General features: G+C 73.8%; 15 protein-coding genes. 6 read left to right on the top strand and 9 right to left on the bottom strand.

All coding sequences use genetic code 11. The features are described 5' to 3' along the window. Positions 1-16: 16 nt before the first annotated feature. Both CP984_RS37040 and CP984_RS37035 read right to left on the bottom strand, forming a co-directional pair. Positions 17-769: a GntR family transcriptional regulator gene (locus CP984_RS37040; protein WP_003983800.1), complete on the bottom strand. Its 753-nt coding sequence runs from the start codon at positions 767-769 to the stop codon at positions 17-19. A 329-nt stretch (positions 770-1,098) separates the two neighbouring features. Beyond that, a complete protein-coding gene (locus tag CP984_RS37035) occupies positions 1,099-1,986 on the bottom strand; it encodes an RNA polymerase sigma-70 factor (protein WP_003983799.1) in 888 nt (295 codons plus the stop codon). Positions 1,987-2,238: 252 nt separating this feature from the next. On the opposite strand from CP984_RS37035, the gene CP984_RS37030 reads away from it, so the two are divergent. The 3 genes from CP984_RS37030 (at position 2,239) to CP984_RS37020 (ending at position 6,327) form a co-directional block, all read left to right on the top strand. Then, on the top strand, positions 2,239-3,069 hold the full coding sequence (locus tag CP984_RS37030) for an alpha/beta fold hydrolase (RefSeq protein WP_030177725.1): 831 nt from the start codon (positions 2,239-2,241) through the stop codon (positions 3,067-3,069). 128 nt (positions 3,070-3,197) lie between these two features. Continuing rightward, on the top strand, positions 3,198-4,814 hold the full coding sequence (locus CP984_RS37025) for an alkaline phosphatase D family protein (RefSeq protein WP_003983797.1): 1,617 nt from the start codon (positions 3,198-3,200) through the stop codon (positions 4,812-4,814). Positions 4,815-4,935: 121 nt separating this feature from the next. Next, complete coding sequence (locus CP984_RS37020; RefSeq protein ID WP_003983796.1) at positions 4,936-6,327, top strand: GNAT family N-acetyltransferase; 1,392 nt, start codon at positions 4,936-4,938, stop codon at positions 6,325-6,327. Between the two features lie 159 nt (positions 6,328-6,486). Here the strand turns inward: CP984_RS37020 and CP984_RS37015 are convergent, their stop codons facing one another. Next, positions 6,487-7,869: a carbohydrate-binding protein gene (locus tag CP984_RS37015; RefSeq protein ID WP_003983795.1), complete on the bottom strand. Its 1,383-nt coding sequence runs from the start codon at positions 7,867-7,869 to the stop codon at positions 6,487-6,489. Positions 7,870-7,945: 76 nt separating this feature from the next. Beyond that, on the bottom strand, positions 7,946-9,028 hold the full coding sequence (locus tag CP984_RS37010) for a LysR family transcriptional regulator (RefSeq protein ID WP_003983794.1): 1,083 nt from the start codon (positions 9,026-9,028) through the stop codon (positions 7,946-7,948). A 186-nt stretch (positions 9,029-9,214) separates the two neighbouring features. On the opposite strand from CP984_RS37010, the gene CP984_RS37005 reads away from it, so the two are divergent. After that, positions 9,215-10,909, top strand: a complete 1,695-nt coding sequence (locus tag CP984_RS37005) for a DUF885 domain-containing protein (RefSeq protein ID WP_003983793.1) — start codon at positions 9,215-9,217, stop codon at positions 10,907-10,909. Positions 10,910-10,914: 5 nt separating this feature from the next. Further along, positions 10,915-12,306: a GNAT family N-acetyltransferase gene (locus CP984_RS42865; RefSeq protein ID WP_063604291.1), complete on the top strand. Its 1,392-nt coding sequence runs from the start codon at positions 10,915-10,917 to the stop codon at positions 12,304-12,306. Positions 12,307-12,324: 18 nt separating this feature from the next. On the opposite strand, the gene CP984_RS36995 is transcribed toward CP984_RS42865, so the two are convergent. Both CP984_RS36995 and CP984_RS36990 read right to left on the bottom strand, forming a co-directional pair. Next, a complete protein-coding gene (locus CP984_RS36995) occupies positions 12,325-13,155 on the bottom strand; it encodes a class I SAM-dependent methyltransferase (protein WP_197049381.1) in 831 nt (276 codons plus the stop codon). Positions 13,156-13,257: 102 nt separating this feature from the next. Further along, positions 13,258-13,755 carry a rhodanese-like domain-containing protein gene (locus CP984_RS36990; RefSeq protein WP_003983789.1) on the bottom strand — a complete coding sequence of 166 codons (498 nt, stop codon included), beginning with the start codon at positions 13,753-13,755 and terminating at the stop codon, positions 13,258-13,260. A gap of 94 nt (positions 13,756-13,849) precedes the next feature. Between CP984_RS36990 and CP984_RS36985 the strand changes: the two genes are divergently transcribed. Continuing rightward, the gene (locus tag CP984_RS36985) at positions 13,850-14,296 is read left to right on the top strand and encodes an Lrp/AsnC family transcriptional regulator (protein WP_003983788.1); all 447 of its coding nucleotides are present in this window, start codon (positions 13,850-13,852) and stop codon (positions 14,294-14,296) included. A gap of 17 nt (positions 14,297-14,313) precedes the next feature. On the opposite strand, the gene CP984_RS36980 is transcribed toward CP984_RS36985, so the two are convergent. The 3 genes from CP984_RS36980 to CP984_RS36970 form a co-directional block, all read right to left on the bottom strand. Further along, the gene (locus CP984_RS36980; protein WP_030177728.1) at positions 14,314-17,499 is read right to left on the bottom strand and encodes an AAA family ATPase; all 3,186 of its coding nucleotides are present in this window, start codon (positions 17,497-17,499) and stop codon (positions 14,314-14,316) included. Continuing rightward, positions 17,496-18,662 (bottom strand): exonuclease SbcCD subunit D, encoded by a 1,167-nt coding sequence (locus CP984_RS36975; protein ID WP_003982889.1) that lies wholly within the window; start codon positions 18,660-18,662, stop codon positions 17,496-17,498. Before CP984_RS36975 ends, CP984_RS36980 begins: the two co-directional genes overlap by 4 nt. Positions 18,663-18,994: 332 nt before the next feature. After that, positions 18,995-19,867, bottom strand: coding sequence for a LolA-like protein (locus CP984_RS36970; protein WP_003982890.1), 873 nt, complete (start codon positions 19,865-19,867; stop codon positions 18,995-18,997). Positions 19,868-20,140 lie beyond the last annotated feature (273 nt).

Below are 20,140 nucleotides of genomic sequence, written 5' to 3'. Positions count from 1 at the left end.
GCAACCGAGCGGCGCCCTACCCGGCCAGAACCGGCACCCCCGCCTCGCTCTCGTTGTCGCCGAAGGTGAGGCGGCAGGTGTCGGCGCGGTAGGTGGACAGGGCTACGGCGGCGGTGCGGCCGTCGGTGAAGTAGCGGGTGGTGACGACGAGGACGGGGGCGCCGGGCAGGCGGTCCAGTTCCCTGGCGTCGTCGGCGCGGGCGGAGCCCAGTTCCACGGCCCGGTCCTGGCCTTCCAGTTCGCGCTGCTGGAGCGCGCGGAGCACGGCGCGGGCGCGGGCCGGAGCGTCCGTGCCGGTGACGGCGGCGTCCGGCACCGTACGGACGGGTACGTACAGCTGCTCGGCGGCGACCGGCTGGCCGTGGGTGACGCGGCTGCGGTGCACGATGTGCACGCGCTCGCCGGGCGTCAGCTCCAGCAGGCGTGCCACGGCCGCCGGCACCTCCGACGACTCGACGGCGTCGACGGGCTGCCAGTCGTCACCGGGGGCGCCCGGCCAGGTGTGCCGCGCCGGGTCGACGGCCACGCCCACGCGCGGGGGCGCGACGGTGGTACCCACACCGCGGCGGCGCTGCAGACGGCCTTCCAGTTCGAGCTGTTCGAGCGCCTGTCGCAGCGTGGCCCGGGCGACCCCGAACCGCGCCGCCAGCTCCCGCTCGTTGGGCAGGATCTCGCCGACCGCGAACTCCGAGTCGAGCGCCTCGCTGAGCACGGTCTTGAGGTGCCAGTACTTCGGCTCCGGAGCCGTTTCGAGCTGCGTGGTCCCCACCCTGTCCTCCGCCGTGGCCGTCTTCCCGACGGGGCTGGTCCCCGTCGGCCGCGGGCCTGTCCCTGGCCCCGCACGCGCTCTTCGGATATGAGCGCTTCTTTATTAAAGGTTGTTGCAGTATCCCTGTGACGATATGGCCGCCCCCACCCTTGGTCAAGACCAATGCGCCGATCCGTCGTCGGCCGGCGCCCGGCGGCCGGGGTCGATGCGGTGGTACGGGACGCGCGGCGTGCGGTGGGCCCCGGCCCGTGGTGCGGCAGGTACGGGAAGAGCCGCGGACGGCGTCGGACGACGCCTGACCGCGGCTCTTGCCGCACCTCCTCAGCCACTCAGCCCGCGGCGTCCAGCGCCCCCAGCTTGTCCGGATTGCGAATGATGTAAACGGTCTGGATCCGGCCGTCCACGACATCGACCTGGAAGACCGAGTCGGGCTTGCCCTCGGAGAGCACGAGCAGCGCGATGCCGCCGTTGAGCTCCGTGAAGACGAACTCCGCCGCCGGGATGCCGCCCCGGGCCACGCCGAGCAGGAAGCGGCCGACCTTGTCGGCGGTCTCGATGACCCGCAGCGGCGCCTTGGCCTTGCCGCCGCTGTCGCCGACCAGCCGTACGTCCTCGGCCAGCAGGTGCAGCAGCCCGTCCAGGTCGTCGCCCGCGGCCGCCGCGAGGAAGCGTTCCGTCAGGTCGCGCTGCCGGTCCGGGTCGACCTCGAAGCGCGGACGGCGTTCCTCTACGTGGCGCCGTGCGCGGCCCGCGAGTTGGCGCACCGCCGCCTCGCCGCGCTCCAGTACGGTGGCGATCTCCGCGTACGGGTAGCCGAACGCCTCGCGCAGGACGAAGACCGCGCGCTCCAAGGGCGAGAGCGATTCCAGGACCACCAGGACGGCGAGGGTGACGGACTCGGCGAGGACCGCGCGGTCGGCGGAGTCGGGGGCGGCCGTCACGAAGTCGGTGGCCAGTGGCTCGGGCAGCCAGGGGCCCACGTATGCCTCGCGGCGCGCCTGGACCTGCCGCAGGCGGTCGATGGCCAGCCGGGTCGTGACGCGCACCAGATAGGCGCGCGGTTCGCGTACCTGCTCCCGGTCGGCGGACGACCAGCGCAGCCACGCCTCCTGGACCACGTCCTCGGCGTCGGCCACCCGGCCGAGCATGCGGTAGGCCACGCCCATCAGGACCGGGCGGTGTTCCTGGAAGACATCGGTTGCGGGGTCGGTCTGCACGCCTTCATCCCAGCGGGCCGACCGGTCGTTGTCCAGCGGAAACGGTCGGAAAGAGACGCGTTCGGACGTGGTGTGCGGCACAGAGTGCGCAACGCGCGGACCCGTGCGATCACCACGTCGCCGGAGCACCGTCCCGGCCACCATCCGGCCCCCGCCCGGTCTCCCGAAGAAATCACTACCGCCCAGTAGTCATCCCCGGACTTCGCTGCCATGGTGTCCCTGCCCGTCGTCCCGCCCGAGGAGCCCCCCACCATGGCCGCACCGGTCTCCTTCGCCCGCGTCACCCCGCCGGACCGCCCGCCCTTCACCGTCGCCTACCAGCGCAAGGGATCGGGCCCTCCCCTCGTCCTGCTGCACGGCATCGGCCACCACCTCCAGGCGTGGGAGCCGGTCTCCGACATCCTCGCCGCCTCCCACGAGGTCGTCGCCCTGGACCTGCCCGGCTTCGGCGCCTCGCCCGCGCTGCCGCCGGGCGTGGCCTACGACCTCGACTCGGTCGTCCCGCTGCTGGCCGCCGCGTTCGGCACGCTCGGCCTCGACCGGCCGCACATCGCCGGGAATTCGCTCGGCGGTCTGCTGGCCCTGCAGTTGGGCCGGGTCCGGCGCGTACGGTCGGTGACCGCGCTGTCCCCCGCCGGGTTCTGGACGCAGGCCGAACGGCGGTACGCCTTCGGGGTGCTGCGCGGCATGCGGGCCGGTGCGAAGGTGCTGCCGCGGCCGGCGGTCGGGCTGCTGGCCCGTTCGGCGGTCGGGCGGGCCTCGCTGACGAGCACCATCTACGCGCACCCGGGCCGCCGTTCGGCGTCGGCGGTGGTCGCCGAGACCGGTGCGTTGCGCAACGCGACCGGTTTCGCACCGACTCTGGCGGCTGGGCGCACCGTACTGTTCACCGATGACGTACCGGATATCCCGGTGACCATCGCCTGGGGCAGCCGCGACCGGCTGCTGCCGCGGCGGCAGGGGGTGCGGGCGAAGTACGCGATACCGGGCGCCCGGCTCATACGGCTGCCGGGCTGCGGCCATGTGCCGATGAACGACGACCCGGCGCTGGTCGCCCGGGTCATCCTCGACACGGCGCGCTGAGAGCCGGCCGGGCGGACCGTCCGGCCCGGGCCCGCCCCCTGGAGTTCACCACCCGTTCGGCCGCGTGGCACCGGGCCCCGGTACGAACGGGAGGTCACCAAGATCGGTCGTCACACGGGAGGTTTCACATGGCGCAGGGACCCGGCAGAGCCGTCAACCGGCGGTCACTGCTGCACGGAGCGGCAGCCGGTACCGCGGCGCTCGCCCTCCCCGGCGTCGCCGGCGTAACGGAAGCCAGGGCCGCGTCCCGGGTCGCGGACGCGCCCGCACTGGCGCGCGCCGGGCGGCCGGGTGCCCCGTGGGGCGTGCAGGCCGGGGACGTGACGGCCTCGTCCGGGCTGGTGTGGGTGCGCTCCGACCGGCCGGCGCGGATGATCGTGCAGACCGCGGCGACCGAGTCGTTCCGCAATGCCCGTACCTGGCACGGCCCGCTGCTCGGCCCCGGTACGGACTTCACCGGCACCACCGCGCTGCACGGGCTGCCGTCCGGCGAGCAGATCCACTACCGGGTGGTGCTCGCCGACCCGCACGACCACCGGCGTACGGGCGAGCCGGTCACCGGCACCTTCCGTACCGCCTCGGACCGGCGCCGGGACGGGGTGCGCTTCACCTGGTCGGGCGATCTCGCCGGGCAGGGCTGGGGCATCAACCCGGACCTCGGCGGCTACCGGATCTATGAGGAGATGCGCCGCCGGGACCCGGACTTCTTCCTGTGCAGTGGCGACAACATCTACGCGGACAATCCGATCGAGGCCAGTGTGCGACTGCCCGACGGCCGGATCTGGCGCAATGTGACCACTGAGGAGAAGTCGAAGGTCGCCGAGACGCTGGCGGAGTACCGCGGCGCTTTCCGCTACAACCTGCTGGACGCCAACCTGCGCCGCTTCAACGCGCAGGTCCCCACCATCATCCAGTGGGACGACCACGAGGTGCGCAACAACTGGTACCCGGGCCAGATCCTCGACGACGCCCGGTACACGGAGAAGAACGTGGACGTGCTCGCGGCGCGTTCGCTGCGCGCGTTCCGGGAGTACTTCCCCATCCGTACGCTCCGCTCGGACCGGGGCGGCCGGGTCTACCGGGTGCTGCGCCACGGGCCGCTGCTGGACGTGTTCGTGCTGGACATGCGCACGTACCGCAACGCCAATTCCCCCAACCGGCAGCCCGACGACCGGCAGGGCATCCTCGGCGCCGAGCAGCTGGCCTGGCTGAAGCGGTCGCTGGCGCGCTCCCGCGCGGTGTGGAAGGTGATCGCCGCCGATCTGCCGCTGGGCCTGGTGGTCGCGGACGGCAAGACGGACTTCGAGGCGGTGGCGCAGGGCGATCCGGGCGCGCCGCTGGGCCGGGAGCTCCAGATCGCGGAGCTGCTGCGGTTCATCAAGCACCGGCGCGTCACCGGCACGGTGTGGCTGACCACGGACGTCCACTACACCTCGGCGCAGCACTACGACCCGTCGCGCGCGGCGTTCAAGGATTTCGCGCCGTTCTGGGAGTTCGTGTCGGGTCCGCTGAACGCGGGCGGCTTCCCGGCCGTGCCGCTGGACGGTACGTTCGGGCCCGCGCAGCCCTTCGTCAAGGCGCCGCAGCGGGCGAACGTCTCCCCCGCCGAGAACCCGCAGTTCTTCGGCGAGGTGGACATCGACGGCGACAGCGGCGAGCTGACCGTACGGCTGCGGCAGGACGACGGGCAGGTACTGTTCCGCAAGGTGCTGCAGCCCGGGCGGGTGGGGCAGCCCGGCAGCTAGGCGCCACCTCGCCGGACGGATGAACAGACACACCCGGTCGCTTTGTGCCTCGAATGTCTCCTTTACCCATCGGTCACAGAGCGTTCGCGATCACGCAACACCGGTCGGTGAGGCTGGCCGTATGACTGACGCGACATCTGCCAAGAGTTCCCACCGCCACCACTGGCGGCGGGAGCTGGTCGAGCTGGCGGCCCTGTTCACCGCGGTGGCGGTGGCGGACGCCGTGGCCAACACCATCGCGCACGGCCCGTCCGGGCCGGTGCTGCTGTGCTGCTCGGCGGTCGTACTGATCGCCACGGCCGCGTTCCACACCTGGTGGGCACGCCGCCACGAGAACGCGCCGCCGCCGACCGATACCGGCGCCGCAGCGCCGAGGTCCCCCGGCGCTCCCCAGGAGGAGCGGCGGGAGACGGCGCTGTGGCGGATGCGTACGACCGTACGGGACGAGCCGGGCAGCCTGGCCGCGCTGTGCACGGCGCTGGCCGAGCACCGCGTGGACATCCTGAACCTGCAGACCCACCCGCTGTCGGACGGGACCGTGGACGAGTTCCTGCTGCGCGCCCCCGCCGCGCTGCTCCCCGCCGACCTGACCCGCACGGTCGCCGCGGCGGGCGGCGCGCACACCTGGCTGGAGCGGGCGGACGCGCACGATCTGGTGGACGCCCCCACCCGGATACTCGGCATGGCCACCCGTACGGCGCTGGATTCCGCCGAACTTCCGCTCGCGCTACGCCAGTTGCTGGGCCGCTGCACCATCCGTTCGGTGCCCGCGCGGACCCGGAACGCACAGCGGGACACCGAACCGGTGCCGGAGGAGGGCATTCTCGAAGAGCACACCATGACGTTCCGTGATCCGTCCGGGGGCTCCGTCACCATCGAACGCCCGCACCTTCCCTTCACGCCCACCGAGTTCGCGCGGGTACGGGCGCTCGTCGAGCTGGACGCCCGGCTCGGCCAGCGGGTGCCGCCGCTCCGTGACGTGCTCACGCTGCCCGAGGGCAACCCCATCACGGTGCGCCGCGCGGACCCCTCCGACCTGGCGGCGGCCCGCGCGCTGCACGACCGCTGCTCGGCCCGGACGCTGGCGATGCGCTACCAGGGCCCGGTCGCCGACGCCGAGCGCTATCTGAACCACCTGCTCAGCCCCCGTTTCGGCCGTACGCTCGCGGTCGAGACGGCGTCCGGGCGGCTGGTGGCGCTCGGCCATCTGCTGTGGGACGGCGAGGAGACCGAGGTGGCGCTGCTGGTGGAGGACGCCTGGCAGCGGCGCGGCATCGGCGCCGAACTGCTGCGCCGGCTGGTCCAGATGGCCGCGGACGCGGGCTGCACGAGCGTGTACGCGATCACCCAGGCGTCCAACACCGGGATGGTCGCCACCATGCGCGGCCTGGGCCTGCCGCTGGACTACCAGATCGAGGAGGGCACGCTGGTGATCACCGCCCGGCCGGCCGGGGCGCCCGTACGGCCGGCGGCGGCCCGGACCGCGCCGGACGCCGGACCGCGGACGCAGTGACGGGGCGACCACACGCGGACGACGCAGATACAGGAGTGGGGCCGGCCGGTACGCGAGCGCTCGTACCAGCCGGCCCCGGGCGGTACGGGGACCGGTGCGGATCGGTGCCGTACCTCAGTGGCCTGCGGTGGCTTCAGCCACCGTCGGTCGCCGTGGTTCTCAGACCTGCTCCCAGAGGGACGGTGTGTTCGCCGGTTCCCAGCCGGGCTGGGCCTGGTGGCCCTGCAGGCAGCGGTAGGTGATCCCGTCGTACGTCACCTGGGCGCCCGCCTCGTAGACGGTGCCGGCGGCCCAGGTGGTCTCGCCCGGCTCGCTGGGGCCGGGGTCCTCGGAGCCGCTGGTGCCGGTCTTCAGGGTGAGGCCGTAGCCCTGGAGCAGCGGGTTGATGGGCTGGTAGAAGGTCGTGCCGCCGGAGCTGCAGTTGCCGGAGCCGCCGGAGGTGACGCCCTGGGCCTGGCTGCCGGAGATGAAGGAGCCGCCGGAATCGCCCGGCTCGGCGCACACCGAGGTCCGGGTCACACCGCTGACGGTGCCCTGCGGGTAGGTGACGCTGGTGTTGTGCTGCTGGATGGTGCCGCAGTGCCAGCCGGTGGTGGAGCCGGAGCGGCAGATGGAGGCGCCGACCGCCGCCTGGGTGGAGCCGGCGACCCGTACGTTCTGGCCGCCCTGGCCCTTCACGTACGGCGTGGAGGTCCAGTTGTTGTTGGCGGCGACCCAGGCGGTGTCCCGGCCCGGGAAGGTGGATGCCTGGAAACTGCCCTGGGCCACCTGGTTGTAGCCGGTGGTGGAGGTTCCGGCGCGTCCGCAGTGGCCCGCGGTGGCGAAGCCCTGCTGGCTGCCGCGGGTGATGGGGAAGCCCACGGAGCAGCGGCCGCCGCCCATGTAGTACGCGTCGCCGCCGCGGAGGTCGTAGAGGGGACGCGGGCGTTCGGCGGTGGCGCCCACGTTGACCAGGGAGCGGTCGGCGCCGCTCGAGGCGACGAACGTCCGGGCCGCCGCGGGATCGGCGGCCCGCAGCTGCACCGTGTTCGTCCGGACGTCCACGGCCCACGAGGACGCCTCGGGAGCCGTGCGGTGCTGTGCCGCGCGGTCCAACTTAACTTTGGCCGCGTCCAGTTGGGCGAGCGAGTGGGAGGCGTGGACGGCCCGGGCACCGGCCGCGCGGACGGCCGCGAGGCGCGCGGTGTCGGTGGTGGCCACGGTCAGCGTGCCGGATTCGGTGCCGCTGACCCAGGCGCCGGCGAAGGACGTGCCCAGCGCGTTCTTCAGGTGCCCGGCCACGGCGCCGGCTTCCGCCTCGTTGGCGAGCCGCCGTTCGGCCTGCGCCCGGTTCAGGCCGAGGTCGCGCTGCATCGCCCGGTACACGGCGTCGGACGTGGCACCGACGGACAGGGTCTCGGCGGCCGACCGGTGGGGGGTCCGAGGGGTCGTCGAGTCCGGCCGTATCTGGGCCGCCGCGGAACCGGGCAGCGCGGTCAGGACCAGTGCGCCGACGGTGGTGATGACGGCACACGCGCCCGCTCGGGCGTGTCTGTGGCGCATGGGGGAGGTCTCCTCGGTCTCGGGGGGGGTGGAGGTGCGGAAACCGTAGGAGCCGTGCGGCGGCCCGCAGAAGATGTCAGTTGTCCTTCTGCGGAATGTTATGGATATCTCCCGGAGGACCTGGGTAGCCGGTCGGTTTCGGTGGCCCTGGATCGGCCTCCTCATGGCCGGACGATTGCGGACCGGCGCCGTCCGGCATCGGCCCGGCACCGGCCGCCGTCCGGTGGTCGGCGAGCCACCGCGTATAACTCTCGCTGCGCGCGGCGGCGTCGGCGTGCGCGGCGCGGGCCTGGGCGACGACCTCGGCGGCGGAGTTCGCGGCGGGGGTCGCCGGGTGCCAGCCCACCAGGTGGCGCCAGGTCAGCGGCGTACCGGCCAGGGGTCTGGTGACCATCCCGGGGGTGGGCGGCAGGGTCGCCCTGCACAGGCCCGCGGCGCGGCCGACCTGCACGAGGTGGATACAGGACGCGGTGTCCGTCTCGTACACCCGGGCCGGGGTGAAGCCGGCGCGGGCGCAGGCGAGGGTGAAACAGTCCGCGAAACAGCCGTCGCCCGGCACGTCCGCCCACGCCTCGGTGGCCAGTTCCGCGAGGCCGATCTCGCGCCGTCCGGCCAGCGGGTGGCGGTCGGCGAGCATGACGAAGACCGGGTCCACCGCGATCTCCCGCCAGCTGAGCCGCTGCGGCTCGGGCGCCGGCGCCTCCCCGCAGGCGCCGATCAGCGCGAAGTCCAGGCGTCCGGCGGCGACCGAGGCGGCGATCTCGCGCTCGGACCAGGTGGTGAAGGTGGTCACCGGCACGCCCGGGTGCGCGGTCGCGAGCCGGTCCACCAGGCCGCCCAGCAGCGGGCCGTGGGTGCCGCCGAGCCGGAAGCCGGTCATCCTGCTGCCCGCGCTGCCGAACCGTACGGCCTCCTGCTGGAGCTCGCTGATCGCGGGCAGCACCACGCGCGCCCGCTCCAGCACGAACTCGCCGAGCGCCGTGGGCCGTACCCCGAAGCGCCCGCGTTCGAAGAGCTTGCCGCCGAGGGTGCGCTCGATCCGTTTCAGCTGGGCGCTCAGGGCGGGCTGGGCCAGGCCGAGCTGTGCGGCGGCCTTGGTGAGGCTGCCCGCGTCGGCTATCGTCCGGATCGCCGTTAAATGCCGCAATTCCAGGTCCATTCTGTGAGCTTGGAGCGTCGGCTCCGGCGGGAGCAATAGTCCGGTCCGGACCAATGAAGGCGGCCTTCCGCTCCGGCGGGCCGGGCGCGTTCCCGCGTTCGCCCTGCGCGGACGCGGCGCTCCGGAGGCGGATGTACGGCGCGCTGCTGATGACGTACCGGGGGCTTCCGTACGAGGATGGGGCGCATGTCCCACACCACTGCTTCCGACAGCGCTCCTCTCCCCCGCCAGGTCGCCGACGCCTATGTCGACGCCCTGGTCGAGCTGGACCCCATCACCGGCACCTTCCTCGGCGTCCCGGAGAGTTCGAGCCGCCTGCCCGACTTCTCGCCCACCGGCCAGGAAGCGGTGGCGCAGCTCGCCCGTACGACGCTGAACCGGCTCGCCGAGGCCGAGCGGCGGCCGGGCGCGGACAGCGAGAGCGAGCGGCGCTGCGCCCGGCTGCTGCGCGAGCGGCTGACCGCCGAGCTGGCGGTGCACGAGGCGGGCGAGGGGCTGCGCACGGTCAGCAACCTCCACTCGCCGCTGCACGCGGTGCGCGAGGTCATGACGATCACGCCGGTCGAGACGGACGACGACTGGGCGGCGCTCGCCCAGCGGCTGCGCGCGGTGCCCGCCGCGCTGGAGGGTTACCGCGCCTCGCTGGAGGCGGGCCTGAAGCGGGACCTGCCCGCGGGGCCGCGCCAGGTCGCCACGGTCATCGGCCAGTTGGACACCTGGATCGGTACGGACCGCAGCTGGTTCGCCGAGCTGACCGAGCCGGGCCCCGACGCGCTGCGCGGGGAGCTGAACGCCGCCGCCGCGCTCGCGACCGGCGCCCTCGTGGAGCTGCGCGACTGGTTCCGCGGCCGGTACGCGCCCGCGATCGAGGGCGCTCCGGACGTGGTGGGCCGCGAGCGCTACGCCCGCCTCGCCCGCTACTTCAACGGCGCCGACCTGGATCTGGACGAGGCGTACGCCTACGGCTGGTCGGAGTTCCACCGGCTGCACGCCGAGATGGTCCAGGAGGCGGAGAAGGTGCTGCCCGGGGCGAAGACCCCGTGGGAGGCGCTGGCCTGGCTGGACGAGAACGGCGAGGCCGTGGAGGGTGTCGAGGAGACCCGCCAGTGGCTCCAGGCGCTGATGGACCAGGCCATCGAGGCGCTGGACGGCACCCACTTCGACCTGGCGGAGCGGGTCAAGCACGTGGAGTCGCGGATCGCCCCGCCCGGCGGCGCCGCCGCGCCGTACTACACCAGCCCTTCGCTGGACTTCTCCCGCCCCGGCCGCACGTGGCTGCCGACCATGGGCCGGACCCGCTTCCCTGCGTACGATCTGGTCTCGACCTGGTACCACGAGGGCGTGCCGGGCCACCACCTCCAACTGGCGCAGTGGGCGCACGTGGCCGAGGACCTCTCGCGCTACCAGACGGGGGTGGGCATGGTCAGCGCCAACGCCGAGGGCTGGGCGCTGTACGCGGAGCGGCTGATGGACGAGCTGGGCTTCCTGACCAGCCCCGAGCGCCGGCTCGGCTATCTCGACGCGCAGATGATGCGCGCGGTCCGCGTCATCATCGACATCGGCATGCACCTGGAGCTGACCATCCCGGACGACTCGCCCTTCCACCCCGGCGAGCGGTGGACGCCCGAGCTGGCGCAGGAGTTCTTCGGCCGGTACTCCAGCCGCTCCGCGGACTTCGTCGAGAGCGAGATCATCCGCTATCAGGGCATGCCGGGCCAGGCCATCGGCTACAAGCTCGGCGAGCGCACCTGGCTCCAGGGCCGGGAAGCGGCCCGGCAGCGGCACGGCGCCGACTTCGACCTCAAGGCGTGGCACATGGCCGCGCTGTCGCAGGGCTCGCTGGGTCTGGACGACCTGCTGGCCGAGCTGTCGCGTATCTGAGGCCGGTGGACCGCGTGTTCCTCTTCCCCGGCGATCCGCTGCGCCCCGGCCGCACGGATCCGGAGTTCGCCCGGGACGCCGCCGCTGTACGGGCCATCGGTGTGCGCGGCGCGGTGATCGACCACGAGGCGCTGGTCGCCGGGGACGCGGTACGGGCGGTGGCACGGGTGCCCAGCGGGGCCGGGGCGGCGTGGTACCGCGGCTGGATGCTTCCGTCCGAGCGGTACGCCGCGCTCGCCGCGGCCCTCGGCGAGCGCGGCTGCCTGCTGCTGACCACGCCCGGGAGTTACCGCACCGCCCACGAACTCCCCGGCTGGTACGAGACGTTCGCCGACCTCACGCCGTACAGCCGCTGGCTGCCGTGCGCGCCGGGACAGCCGCCCGGCGAGGCGGAGCTGGCCCGGCTGGCCGCGCCGCTGGGCGGCGGGCCCGCCGTGGTCAAGGACTGGGTGAAGTCCCGCAAGCACGAGTGGGACGAGGCCGCGTACGTCCCGGACACGTCCGACACCGCGCGCCTGGCCGCGGTGGTCAACCGGTTCGTGGACTTGCAGGAGGAGTTCCTGACCGGCGGCGTGGTGCTGCGCGCCTTCGAGCCGTACGGGACGGCGGGCGAGGCGCGCGTGTGGTGGGTGGACGGCGAGCCGGTGCTCGTCGGGGCGCACCCGGATACGCCGGGGCAGTATCCGGTGCCGGACCTGTCGGCGGTCGCCCCCGTCGTACGGGCAGCGCTGCGCAAGCTGGGCTGCCGGTTCGTCACCACGGACCTGGCGCGGCGCACGGACGGCGTGTGGCGGGTGATCGAGGTGGGCGACGGGCAGGTCAGCGGGCTGCCCGAGGGCGCGGACACCGGCACGCTGGTCGAGGCGCTGGCCACGGCCGGTGCGGGCTTTCCGCTGACGCTGGCGGCGGGCCGGGTGGTGCTGCGGCCCGTACTGCCGACCGCGGCGGCGCGGCTGGCGGACGGCGGCGGCCTCGACGACCGCCCCGGTGGGCCGGTGTGGGTGGGCGGACGGCCGCCGGAGGCCACCGCCTCCACCGCCGCCGCCGTCGCGCAGTCCGTCACACTCGGGCCGTACTGCCCCGGCTGGGGCCTGTTCACGATCACCCGGGCCGACGACGGTACGGCCGTGGGCTCCATCTGCTTCCACGGCCCTCCGGACGACGAGGGCGAGGTGGAGATCGGCTACACGCTCTGCCCCGCGGCGCGCGGCGAGGGCTGGGCCACGGAGGCGACGCGCCTGCTGGCCGACTGGGCGTCCGGCCGCCCCGAGGTCCGTACGGTACGGGCGGTGACCGAGCCGGCGAACATACCGTCGCAGCGGGTGCTGGAGCGGGCCGGGTTCGTGCCGTCCGGCGACCGGGGCGGGCTGCGGACGTATGTGTTCGCGGAGGCGTGATTCCTCCGCGGGCCCTGCTCACTTCTCGGCGCTGTGAATTTCGTACCGCCAGAACGCCCGGTGCCGCCAGAATTCGACGGCGGACATGGAATTCACGGCGTACCGCTCCAGCCCCACCGCCCGGACCGCGGCGTACGGCAGTCGCGCGATGACCGCGAAACTCCGGAGCATCGGCCACATGCTGCGGGAAATGTCCTCGACCCGCCGGACGGAGAATCCGGCCTCCGCGGTGAGGCGTTCCAGCGTGCCGTGCACGAAACGCTGGAACGACGGCATCGCGGCCCAGTCGTTCAGCTGCCGGAAGGTCTCGGCCGCCGGCCCGGGCATCCGGGTCGGCACTTCCCTGGCGTACTCGAACATGACCAGCCGGCCGCCCGGTTTCAGCACCCGGTGGAACTCCCGCAGCACGGTCTCGGCCTCCGCCGCGTGCACCAGAGTCTCCATCGTGTAGACGGCGTCGAAGCTCTCGTCGGGGAAATCCAGTACCGCGTAGTCCCCGTGCGCGAAGGTGAGCAGCGGGTCGAGGCCGCGGCGGCGGGCCCGGCGCCGGGCCTCGGCGACATGGGCGGCGACCAGGTCCACGCCGTCGATCCGCAGACCGAAGCGGCCCGCCAGCCGGGCGGCCACGTCCCCGACACCGCACCCGGCGTCCAGCACCCGCGCGCCGGGCGGCTGCGCGAGCCGCTCCCCCAGGACGTCCTCCATGCGGCGCAGCGCCTTCGGCCAGTTCCAGGGGGAGTCGTGCTCGCGGTAGAAACCGAAATGCTTGGTGCCGTGCAGGAAGAGGCGATATCCGAGCCGTGATCCCGGCTGCCGGTAATAGCGGACGACGTCGCGTTCGTTGTTCACATCCGGCACCATGCCAGCGGGAACGGGACCCGCACACCGCTTCGGCGCCGGAAACCCTCTTCCGGGTTGCTTCTGCCTTTTGTCCGGCGCGCCCGCGCGGTGTCAGCAGCCGCAGTCCCCGTCACCGAGGGGCGCGGTGAGCGGGTCGGGCGCGTGCTGTTCGCGTCCCTGCGCCGTCTGTACGGCGTGCCCTTCGCGTATCCAGTACTCGATTCCGCCGAGCATCTCCTTGACCCGGTATCCCCGCTCGGCGAGGGCCGCCGCGGCGCGGGTGGCGCCGTCGCAGCCGGGGCCCCAGCAGTGGACGACGACGGGGACGGCCGGGTCCAGGAGCTTGGCGGCGTGCTGCGGGATGGCGGCCGTGGGCAGGTGCAGGGCGTCGGCGATGTGTCCCTGGTCCCAGGATTCGGTGCTGCGGACATCGACGAGGACGAAGCCGGGGTCACCGCCGGTGAGGGCGGCGTGCACGTCGGCGGCGTCGGTGTAAAAGGCGAGCCGGGCCGCGAAGTAGGCGGCGGCCTCGGCGGGAGCGGCGGGCGGTGTCCGCAGGACGGGGGAGACGGCGGGCGGGGCGTCGGGGGAAACAATCGGTGTGGTCATGCGGATGAATCTATGGTCACGGCACGGTGCCGAGAAGTAATGATCACCGGCAGAAGTCTTGATCCGCCGGGGATTCCACTGCTAGACACCTCGCATGACCGACTATTCCCCCGACGCCACCGACTGGCGCATTCTCGACGTCCTCCAGCGCAACGGCCGCGCGGGGTACGCCGAGCTGGCCCGCGCCGTGAACATGTCCGCGAGCGCGGTCACCGAGCGCGTCCGGCGCATGGAGGAGGCCGGAGTGATATCCGGGTACGCGGCGGTGATCGAGCCGGAGGCCATCGGGCTGGGGGTGCTGGCGTTCGTCCGGCTGCGCTACCCGAACGGCAACTACAAACCGTTCCACGACCTGCTGGACTCCACGCCCGAGATCCTGGAGGCGCACCACGTCACGGGCGACGACTGCTTCGTCCTGAAGGTCGCCGCCCGCTCGATGAAGCATCTGGAGGAGGTGTCGGGCCGGGTGGGGGCGCTGGGGTCGGTGACGACCAGCGTGGTGTACTCCTCCCCGCTCCCCCGGCGCCCGATCAGCCACTGAGGGGCCGCGGCCCCGGTTCAGTCCTGTACGCGGTGGCGTACGGACGATCCGGCCCGGTCCTTGACGACCTCCAGCTGGGCGGGGATGCGCTGCCGCAGGTCCGCGACATGGCTGACGATGCCCACGCTGCGGTCCCGTTCGCGCAGCGAGTCCAGGACGTCCAGCACCTCGTCCAGCGTCTGTTCGTCCAGGCTGCCGAAGCCCTCGTCGATGAAGAGGGTGTCCAGGCGGGTGCCGCCCGCCTCGTCGGTGACGACATCGGCGAGGCCGAGCGCCAGCGCGAGCGACGCGAAGAACGTCTCGCCGCCGGAGAGGCTGGCGGTGTCCCGCTCGTGGCCGGTCCAGGCGTCGATGACGTGCAGCCCCAGGCCGGAGCGGCGGGCGCCGCCGGCGCGCTCGTCGGAGTGCACGAGCGTGTAGCGGCCGGAGGACATCCGGTGCAGACGCGCGCTGGCGGCCGCCGCGACCTGTTCGAGCCGCGCGGCGAGGACGTACGACTCCAGGCGCATCCGCCGTTCGTTCTCCGCCGACGTACCGGCGGCGAGCGCGGCGAGGCGGGCGACACGCTCGTACTCGACGCGCAGCGGGGCCAGCCGCCGGGCGTCGGTGTGGGCCTGCGCGGCCAGCCGGTCCAGTTCGGCGCAGCGTTCCTCGGCGGCGGCGCAGGCGGCACCGGCGGCGCGCAGCCTGCGCCCTGCCGCGTCCAGCTCGGCGCGGGCCCGGTCCGGTTCGGCCGGCGGGAGCGCCGCCGCCGCGATGCCCTCCGGGTCGGCCAGCTCGGCTTCCACGGCGGCCGATTCGGCTTGGTAGCGGTCCAGGCGCTGTTGCAGGTCACGCCAGTCGGCGTCGTTCAGCAGCGCGTCTGACGCGGCCTGCGGGGTGTCGAATCCGGCACGGTAGGCGGCGTCGGACAGGTGGGCGTCGGCTTCCTTGAGCCGTTCGGCGCAGGCTTCTGCGGTACGGGCAGCGGCCGCGGCCTCGGCCAGCAGCGCGACCTGCCGCTCCAGGCGCCGGGCCCGATCCGCGACGGTCGCGCAGTCGCCGCGCGCCTCGCTCAACTCGGTTTCGATCGAAGCGAGTTCGCGGTCCAGTGCTTCCCGGTGGGAGGTGCGGGCGGCGGCGCGGCGCTCGGCCTCCTGCTGCTCGGCGCGGCGGCGCTCGTACTCCCGCTCGGCGCGGGACAGCGCTTCACGGGCGGCGTGCAGACCGGCGCCCGCGGCCCGTTCGCGCGCGTAGGAGTCGTGCAACTCGTCGGCTGTACGCGCGAGTTCGGCGACCGGCGTGTCCCCGGCTGTCGCGGTCGCGGCGGCCAGTTCCTCCTTCAGTGCCTGGCGGGCGCGCTCCGCGTCCTGGCGTACGGCCTCGGTCCGCCGGTAGGCGTCCAGTGCGGCTTCCTCGGCCATACGGTCCACGTGCCCGGCTTCGGTACGCGCCGGAGCGGGGTGCTCGGTGGCCCCGCACACCGCGCACGCGGCGCCGTCCTCCAGCCCGGCGGCGAGTTCGGCGGCGATGCCGCGCAGCCGGCGGTCCTTGAGGTCGAGCCAGTGTTCATGGGCCGCCGCCGCGCGTTCCCGGGTGCGCAGCGCCTCCTCGTCGGCGGCCCGCACCTCGTCCGCGAGCCGGTCGCGGCGCCGCGCGGCGTCCAGGCGCTGCCGGGCCGGGTCGAGCTGCGCGTGGAGCTGTTCGGCGCGGGCAGCGGCCTCCTGTGCGGCCTCGATGCGCCGCTGGTGTTCCCGGTGCGCCGGTTCCCAGTCCGCGAGCCAGGCGGTGGCGTCGAGCAGCGTCTGCTCGTCGGCGCGCGCTTCCCGTTCGATTCCGGCGCGCTCCCGGCGGATCTCGGCGGCGCGACCCTCCGCCCGGCGGGCCGCCGTCAGCGAACCGAGGTCCTGCCGCAGCTCGCGTTCCAGCGCGGCGAGCCGTTCGCCGTCCGCGCCGGCGAGGTCCGGTGGCAGCTGGGAGCGGGCGCTCCGCTCGGCGGCCTGCGCCGTCCCGTGCTCGCGCCAGGCGGCGTCCCGCAGGGCCAGCGCCGGGGCGACCTCGGAGGCCGCGCGGGCGCGCGCCAGCCGCTCCCGGGCGCGGTCCCGTTCACCGGCCCGCGCGGCCAGTTCGCCGGCGCGCCGCCGCGCCTCGGCGTACCGGCGCTGGAGGCGGTCCCGTTCGCGCTCCTCGTCCGCCCGCGCGCGGGCCGCGGCTTCCGCGCTCTCGGCGGAGCGTACGGCGAGCCGGGCGATCGTGTACCGCTCCCGTGCGGTGGAGCGGGCCACGGCCGCCCGTACCAGTACGGCTTCGGCGAAGCCGGGATCACCGGGGCCCGGCACCCCGGCGGCGGTCCTCGCGTCGGCTTCGCGTCCGTACTGCCCCGGTACGACCGCGGTCGCGGTGGCCGTCGCCCCGCCGCGCGCCGCGCCCGTACCGGCACGCTGCGCCGTACGGCCCGTACCACTCCGGCGGCCGGACCCGGCAGCTTCGGGCGCGCGTCCCGGCACCGGATCTTCGAGGTCGGCCGGCTCCCCCGCCGCCTGGTCCATCCGGTGGGCGAGCGCCAGCAGCCGGTCGTCGCCGGCGGCGACCCGGTCGGCGGCGGCCTTGCGGCGGGTGGCGAGCTGTTCTTCGAGCGCCGCGAACCGGCGGGTGTCGAAGAGCCGGCCGAGCAGCCGGGCACGGGCCTCGGCGTCGGCCCGCAGGAAACGCGCGAAGTCCCCCTGCGGCAGCAGGACGACCTGGCAGAACTGCTCCTTGCTCATGCCGAGGAGCTGGCCGATCTCCTCGCCGATCTCCTGATGGGAGCGGCTCAGCGCCTTCCAGTGCCCGGCGCCGCCCCCCTGGCCGTCGCCGTCCGTCACGTACTCGCGCAGCCGGCTCTGCGCCTTCTCCCGGGTCGTGCCGGTCCCCCGCTTCTTCGGGCGGGGCTGCTCCGGCAGCCGGGTGACCTCCAACCGCCGCCCGCCCACGGTCAGTTCGAGGACCACCTCAGTGGGCGTCAGCGGGTCGGCGAGGTCGCTGCGCAGCGCCTGGCCGCTCTGCCGGGTGCCCGGCACGGACCCGTACAGCGCGAAGCAGACGGCGTCCAGGATGGAGGTCTTGCCCGCGCCGGTCGGCCCGTGGAGCAGGAAGAGACCGGCCCGCGCGAGCCGGTCGAAGTCGATGGTCTGGGTCCGGCCGAACGGGCCGAAGGCCGTGACCGACAGCCGGTGCAGCCTCACCGCGCCACCTCCCGCAGCACGTCGTCGACGCGTACCTCGTCCAGGGCCGAGCGCAGGACGGCCCGCTCCTCGTCGTCCACGGCACGGCCGGCCCGTACGTGCTCCACGAAATCCTCGGCGATCTCCTGGTCGCTGCGCCCGCGCAAGCGCTGCGCGTACGAGGCCAGGGAGCGGGCAGGGCCGTCCTCCGGCTCGAAGGCGAGGCTGAGGATGTGCGGGAACCGCCCGGCCAGCCGGGCCATCGGCTCGTGCGGGCGCGCGGCGTCGGTCAGCGTCGCCTCGACCCACGCCTCCTCGTGCCGGGCCAGCGCCGGGTCCTCCAGCAGGTCGGCGAGCCTGCCGCGGACACGGGCCAGCGGCCGGGGCACCGGGCAGTCCAGGCGCTCGGCCCGTACGGCGCCCGCGGCGTCCAGCTCCACGAGCCACATGGACTTGCGGTGGTGCTCCTCGGAGAAGGAGTAGGCGAGCGGCGAGCCGGAGTAGCGGACCCGGTCGGTGATCGTCTGGCAGCCGTGCAGGTGCCCGAGGGCCGCGTAGTCCACGCCGTCGAAGACCGCGGCGGGTACGGACTCCACGCCGCCGACCGTGATGTCGCGCTCGCTGTCGCTGGGGGCGCCGCCGGTGACGAAGGCGTGCGCGAGCACCACCGAGCGGGTGCCCGCCGGGCGTCCGGCGAGGTCGTCGCGCACCCGGTCCATGGCCGCGCCCAGCACCTGCGCGTGGTCCGCCCGCCGGGCGCCGAACTCCTCCTTGACCAGGGCCGGTTCCAGGTACGGCAGGCCGTACAGGGCGACCTCGCCGTGCGCGTCGCGCAGCACGACCGGGTCGGCGCAGGCCGCCGGGTCGGTCCGCAGGTGGATGCCGGCCTGCCGCATCAGCCCGGAGCCGACGCCGAGCCGGCGGGCCGAGTCGTGGTTGCCGGAGATCATGACGGTGGGCACGCCCAGGCCGGCGAGGCGGTGCAGCGCGTCGTCGAACAGCTCCACGGCGGCGAGCGGCGGTACGGCGCGGTCGTAGACGTCGCCCGCGACGAGCACCGCGTCGACGTTCTCCGTACGGGCCGTCTCGACCAGGTGGTCGAGGAAGGCGCGCTGGGCGCCGAGCAGGTTCACGCGGTGGAACGAGCGGCCGAGGTGCCAGTCGGAGGTGTGCAGAAATCTCAAGAGACCGCCTCGACCCGCACCGCTGCCACTCCTCCGCTCCCGTGGCCCGCACCTGCCCCGTACGTCGCCGCCGCCCGGTCCTGCCGGTCGGCGGCCCCGCCGGCGCCGCCGGACACCGCGTTTCCCACCCGCCTCAGTCTGCCACCCGCACCACGGGCCGGACGACCTCACCCCGCGACGGCATCCGTGGCCGCCTGTGATGCGGCTCACTTTCGGGGCGTCGGCTGCACAGCCGGACGCGCAACCAATCGCACAGCCGGACACACAGAAGCCGAGGGCACCGGATCATCATCCGGCGCCCTCGGCGGACTCCCGCGTCAGCCCCTCACCCCTCAGGACTGCGTTGCACCCTGCTGCCCTTGCTGCGCCTGTTGTGCCGCTTTGGCGGCCTTGTCCGTGATGTCCACGGTGTCCTTCGCGGGCGGCGCGGTGACCTTCACGTCCGTACCGAAGTCGCTGAACTTCAGCGTGGTGGTGACGGCGGCCCGTGCGCCGCTGTTGCCCTGCTGGCCGGTCCTGGGCCTGACCTCGACCTTCTCCTGGCGGACCCGGCCCTGCCCGTCGAGCCACACGTCGAGCGGCAGCCGGTCGCCGAGCTGGGCCCGGAGCTGCTTCGCCTGCTGCGCGTTGTCCTTGGCCAGCTGCGTCACGTCGACGGACACCTTGTAGTGGGTGGTGGCCGTGCCGTCGACGGTCTCGGTGCCGACCTTCTTGACGTCCTTGTCGCTGATGCCCTTCATGTAGCCGAAGGAGGAGGTCGGGTCCTCGTACTGCGAGCTGCTGCCGGTCTGCCGCAGCAGCTTCTTCACATCCACCTTCAGCCACGACTTGCCCTGCGGCAGCTGCTCGCGCTGCGCGGCGGGCGGCTGCTGGTAGAGGATGCCCTCCACCGTCCGCTGGTGTATCTGCTGGTTGCCGGTCAGCAGCACCATCTCACTGCTGCCCTTGGCCAGGTCCACCACGCCCGACCCGCGGACCTCGGCGTTCTTCCCGCCGCTCTGCGCCTTGGTGACCAGCGTCATCTTGGCGGTCCCGGCGCTCGTCGTCTTCTGGTGCGCGGCCCGTACCGCCTGCGGGCCGTCCGCCGCCCCGCCCGGCGCGGCCGGGGACCCGGACTGCTGGTCCGAGGACTTGCCCGATGCCTTGTCGTCCGCGCCACCGCAGCCGGCGACGGCGGCCAGGGACAGCGTCCCGGCTGCCGCCACCGCTAAGAGACGCGGACGTGTGCTCGCTGTTCTCACTGTGACCTCCTGGTCGGAAATCCCGTGCGGGCCGACGCTCCCCCGCGCGTCATGGGGCTGCGAGTGCCCCGCGGTACGCGGATGAATCGCGGGAGCCGGTCCGGCGGGAAGCGAGGCGGGCCGTACGACGCCCCGGAGACTGCGTGGCGGCACGCTCGAACACGAGGTTGCCGAGAATGAGTTCGCCGTTATCCCGACGGCGTTTCCCGGCCGTACACCCCTGTAATTCAGCCAGCG

The sequence above is a fragment of the Streptomyces rimosus genome, assembly GCF_008704655.1.
In the GTDB taxonomy this organism is placed as follows: domain Bacteria; phylum Actinomycetota; class Actinomycetes; order Streptomycetales; family Streptomycetaceae; genus Streptomyces; species Streptomyces rimosus.
The sequence above is the reverse complement of the archived record's forward strand: the minus strand, read 5'-3'. Positions and strand labels throughout refer to the sequence as shown.

Coding starts and splice junctions, on each gene's coding strand:
- CP984_RS37015 (WP_003983795.1), bottom strand. CDS start 7,869: ATGCGCCACAGACACGCCCGAGCGGGCGCGTGTGCCGTCATCACCACC.
- CP984_RS37030 (WP_030177725.1), top strand. CDS start 2,239: ATGGCCGCACCGGTCTCCTTCGCCCGCGTCACCCCGCCGGACCGCCCG.
- CP984_RS37020 (WP_003983796.1), top strand. CDS start 4,936: ATGACTGACGCGACATCTGCCAAGAGTTCCCACCGCCACCACTGGCGG.
- CP984_RS36990 (WP_003983789.1), bottom strand. CDS start 13,755: ATGACCACACCGATTGTTTCCCCCGACGCCCCGCCCGCCGTCTCCCCC.
- CP984_RS36985 (WP_003983788.1), top strand. CDS start 13,850: ATGACCGACTATTCCCCCGACGCCACCGACTGGCGCATTCTCGACGTC.
- CP984_RS37005 (WP_003983793.1), top strand. CDS start 9,215: ATGTCCCACACCACTGCTTCCGACAGCGCTCCTCTCCCCCGCCAGGTC.
- CP984_RS37025 (WP_003983797.1), top strand. CDS start 3,198: ATGGCGCAGGGACCCGGCAGAGCCGTCAACCGGCGGTCACTGCTGCAC.
- CP984_RS37010 (WP_003983794.1), bottom strand. CDS start 9,028: ATGGACCTGGAATTGCGGCATTTAACGGCGATCCGGACGATAGCCGAC.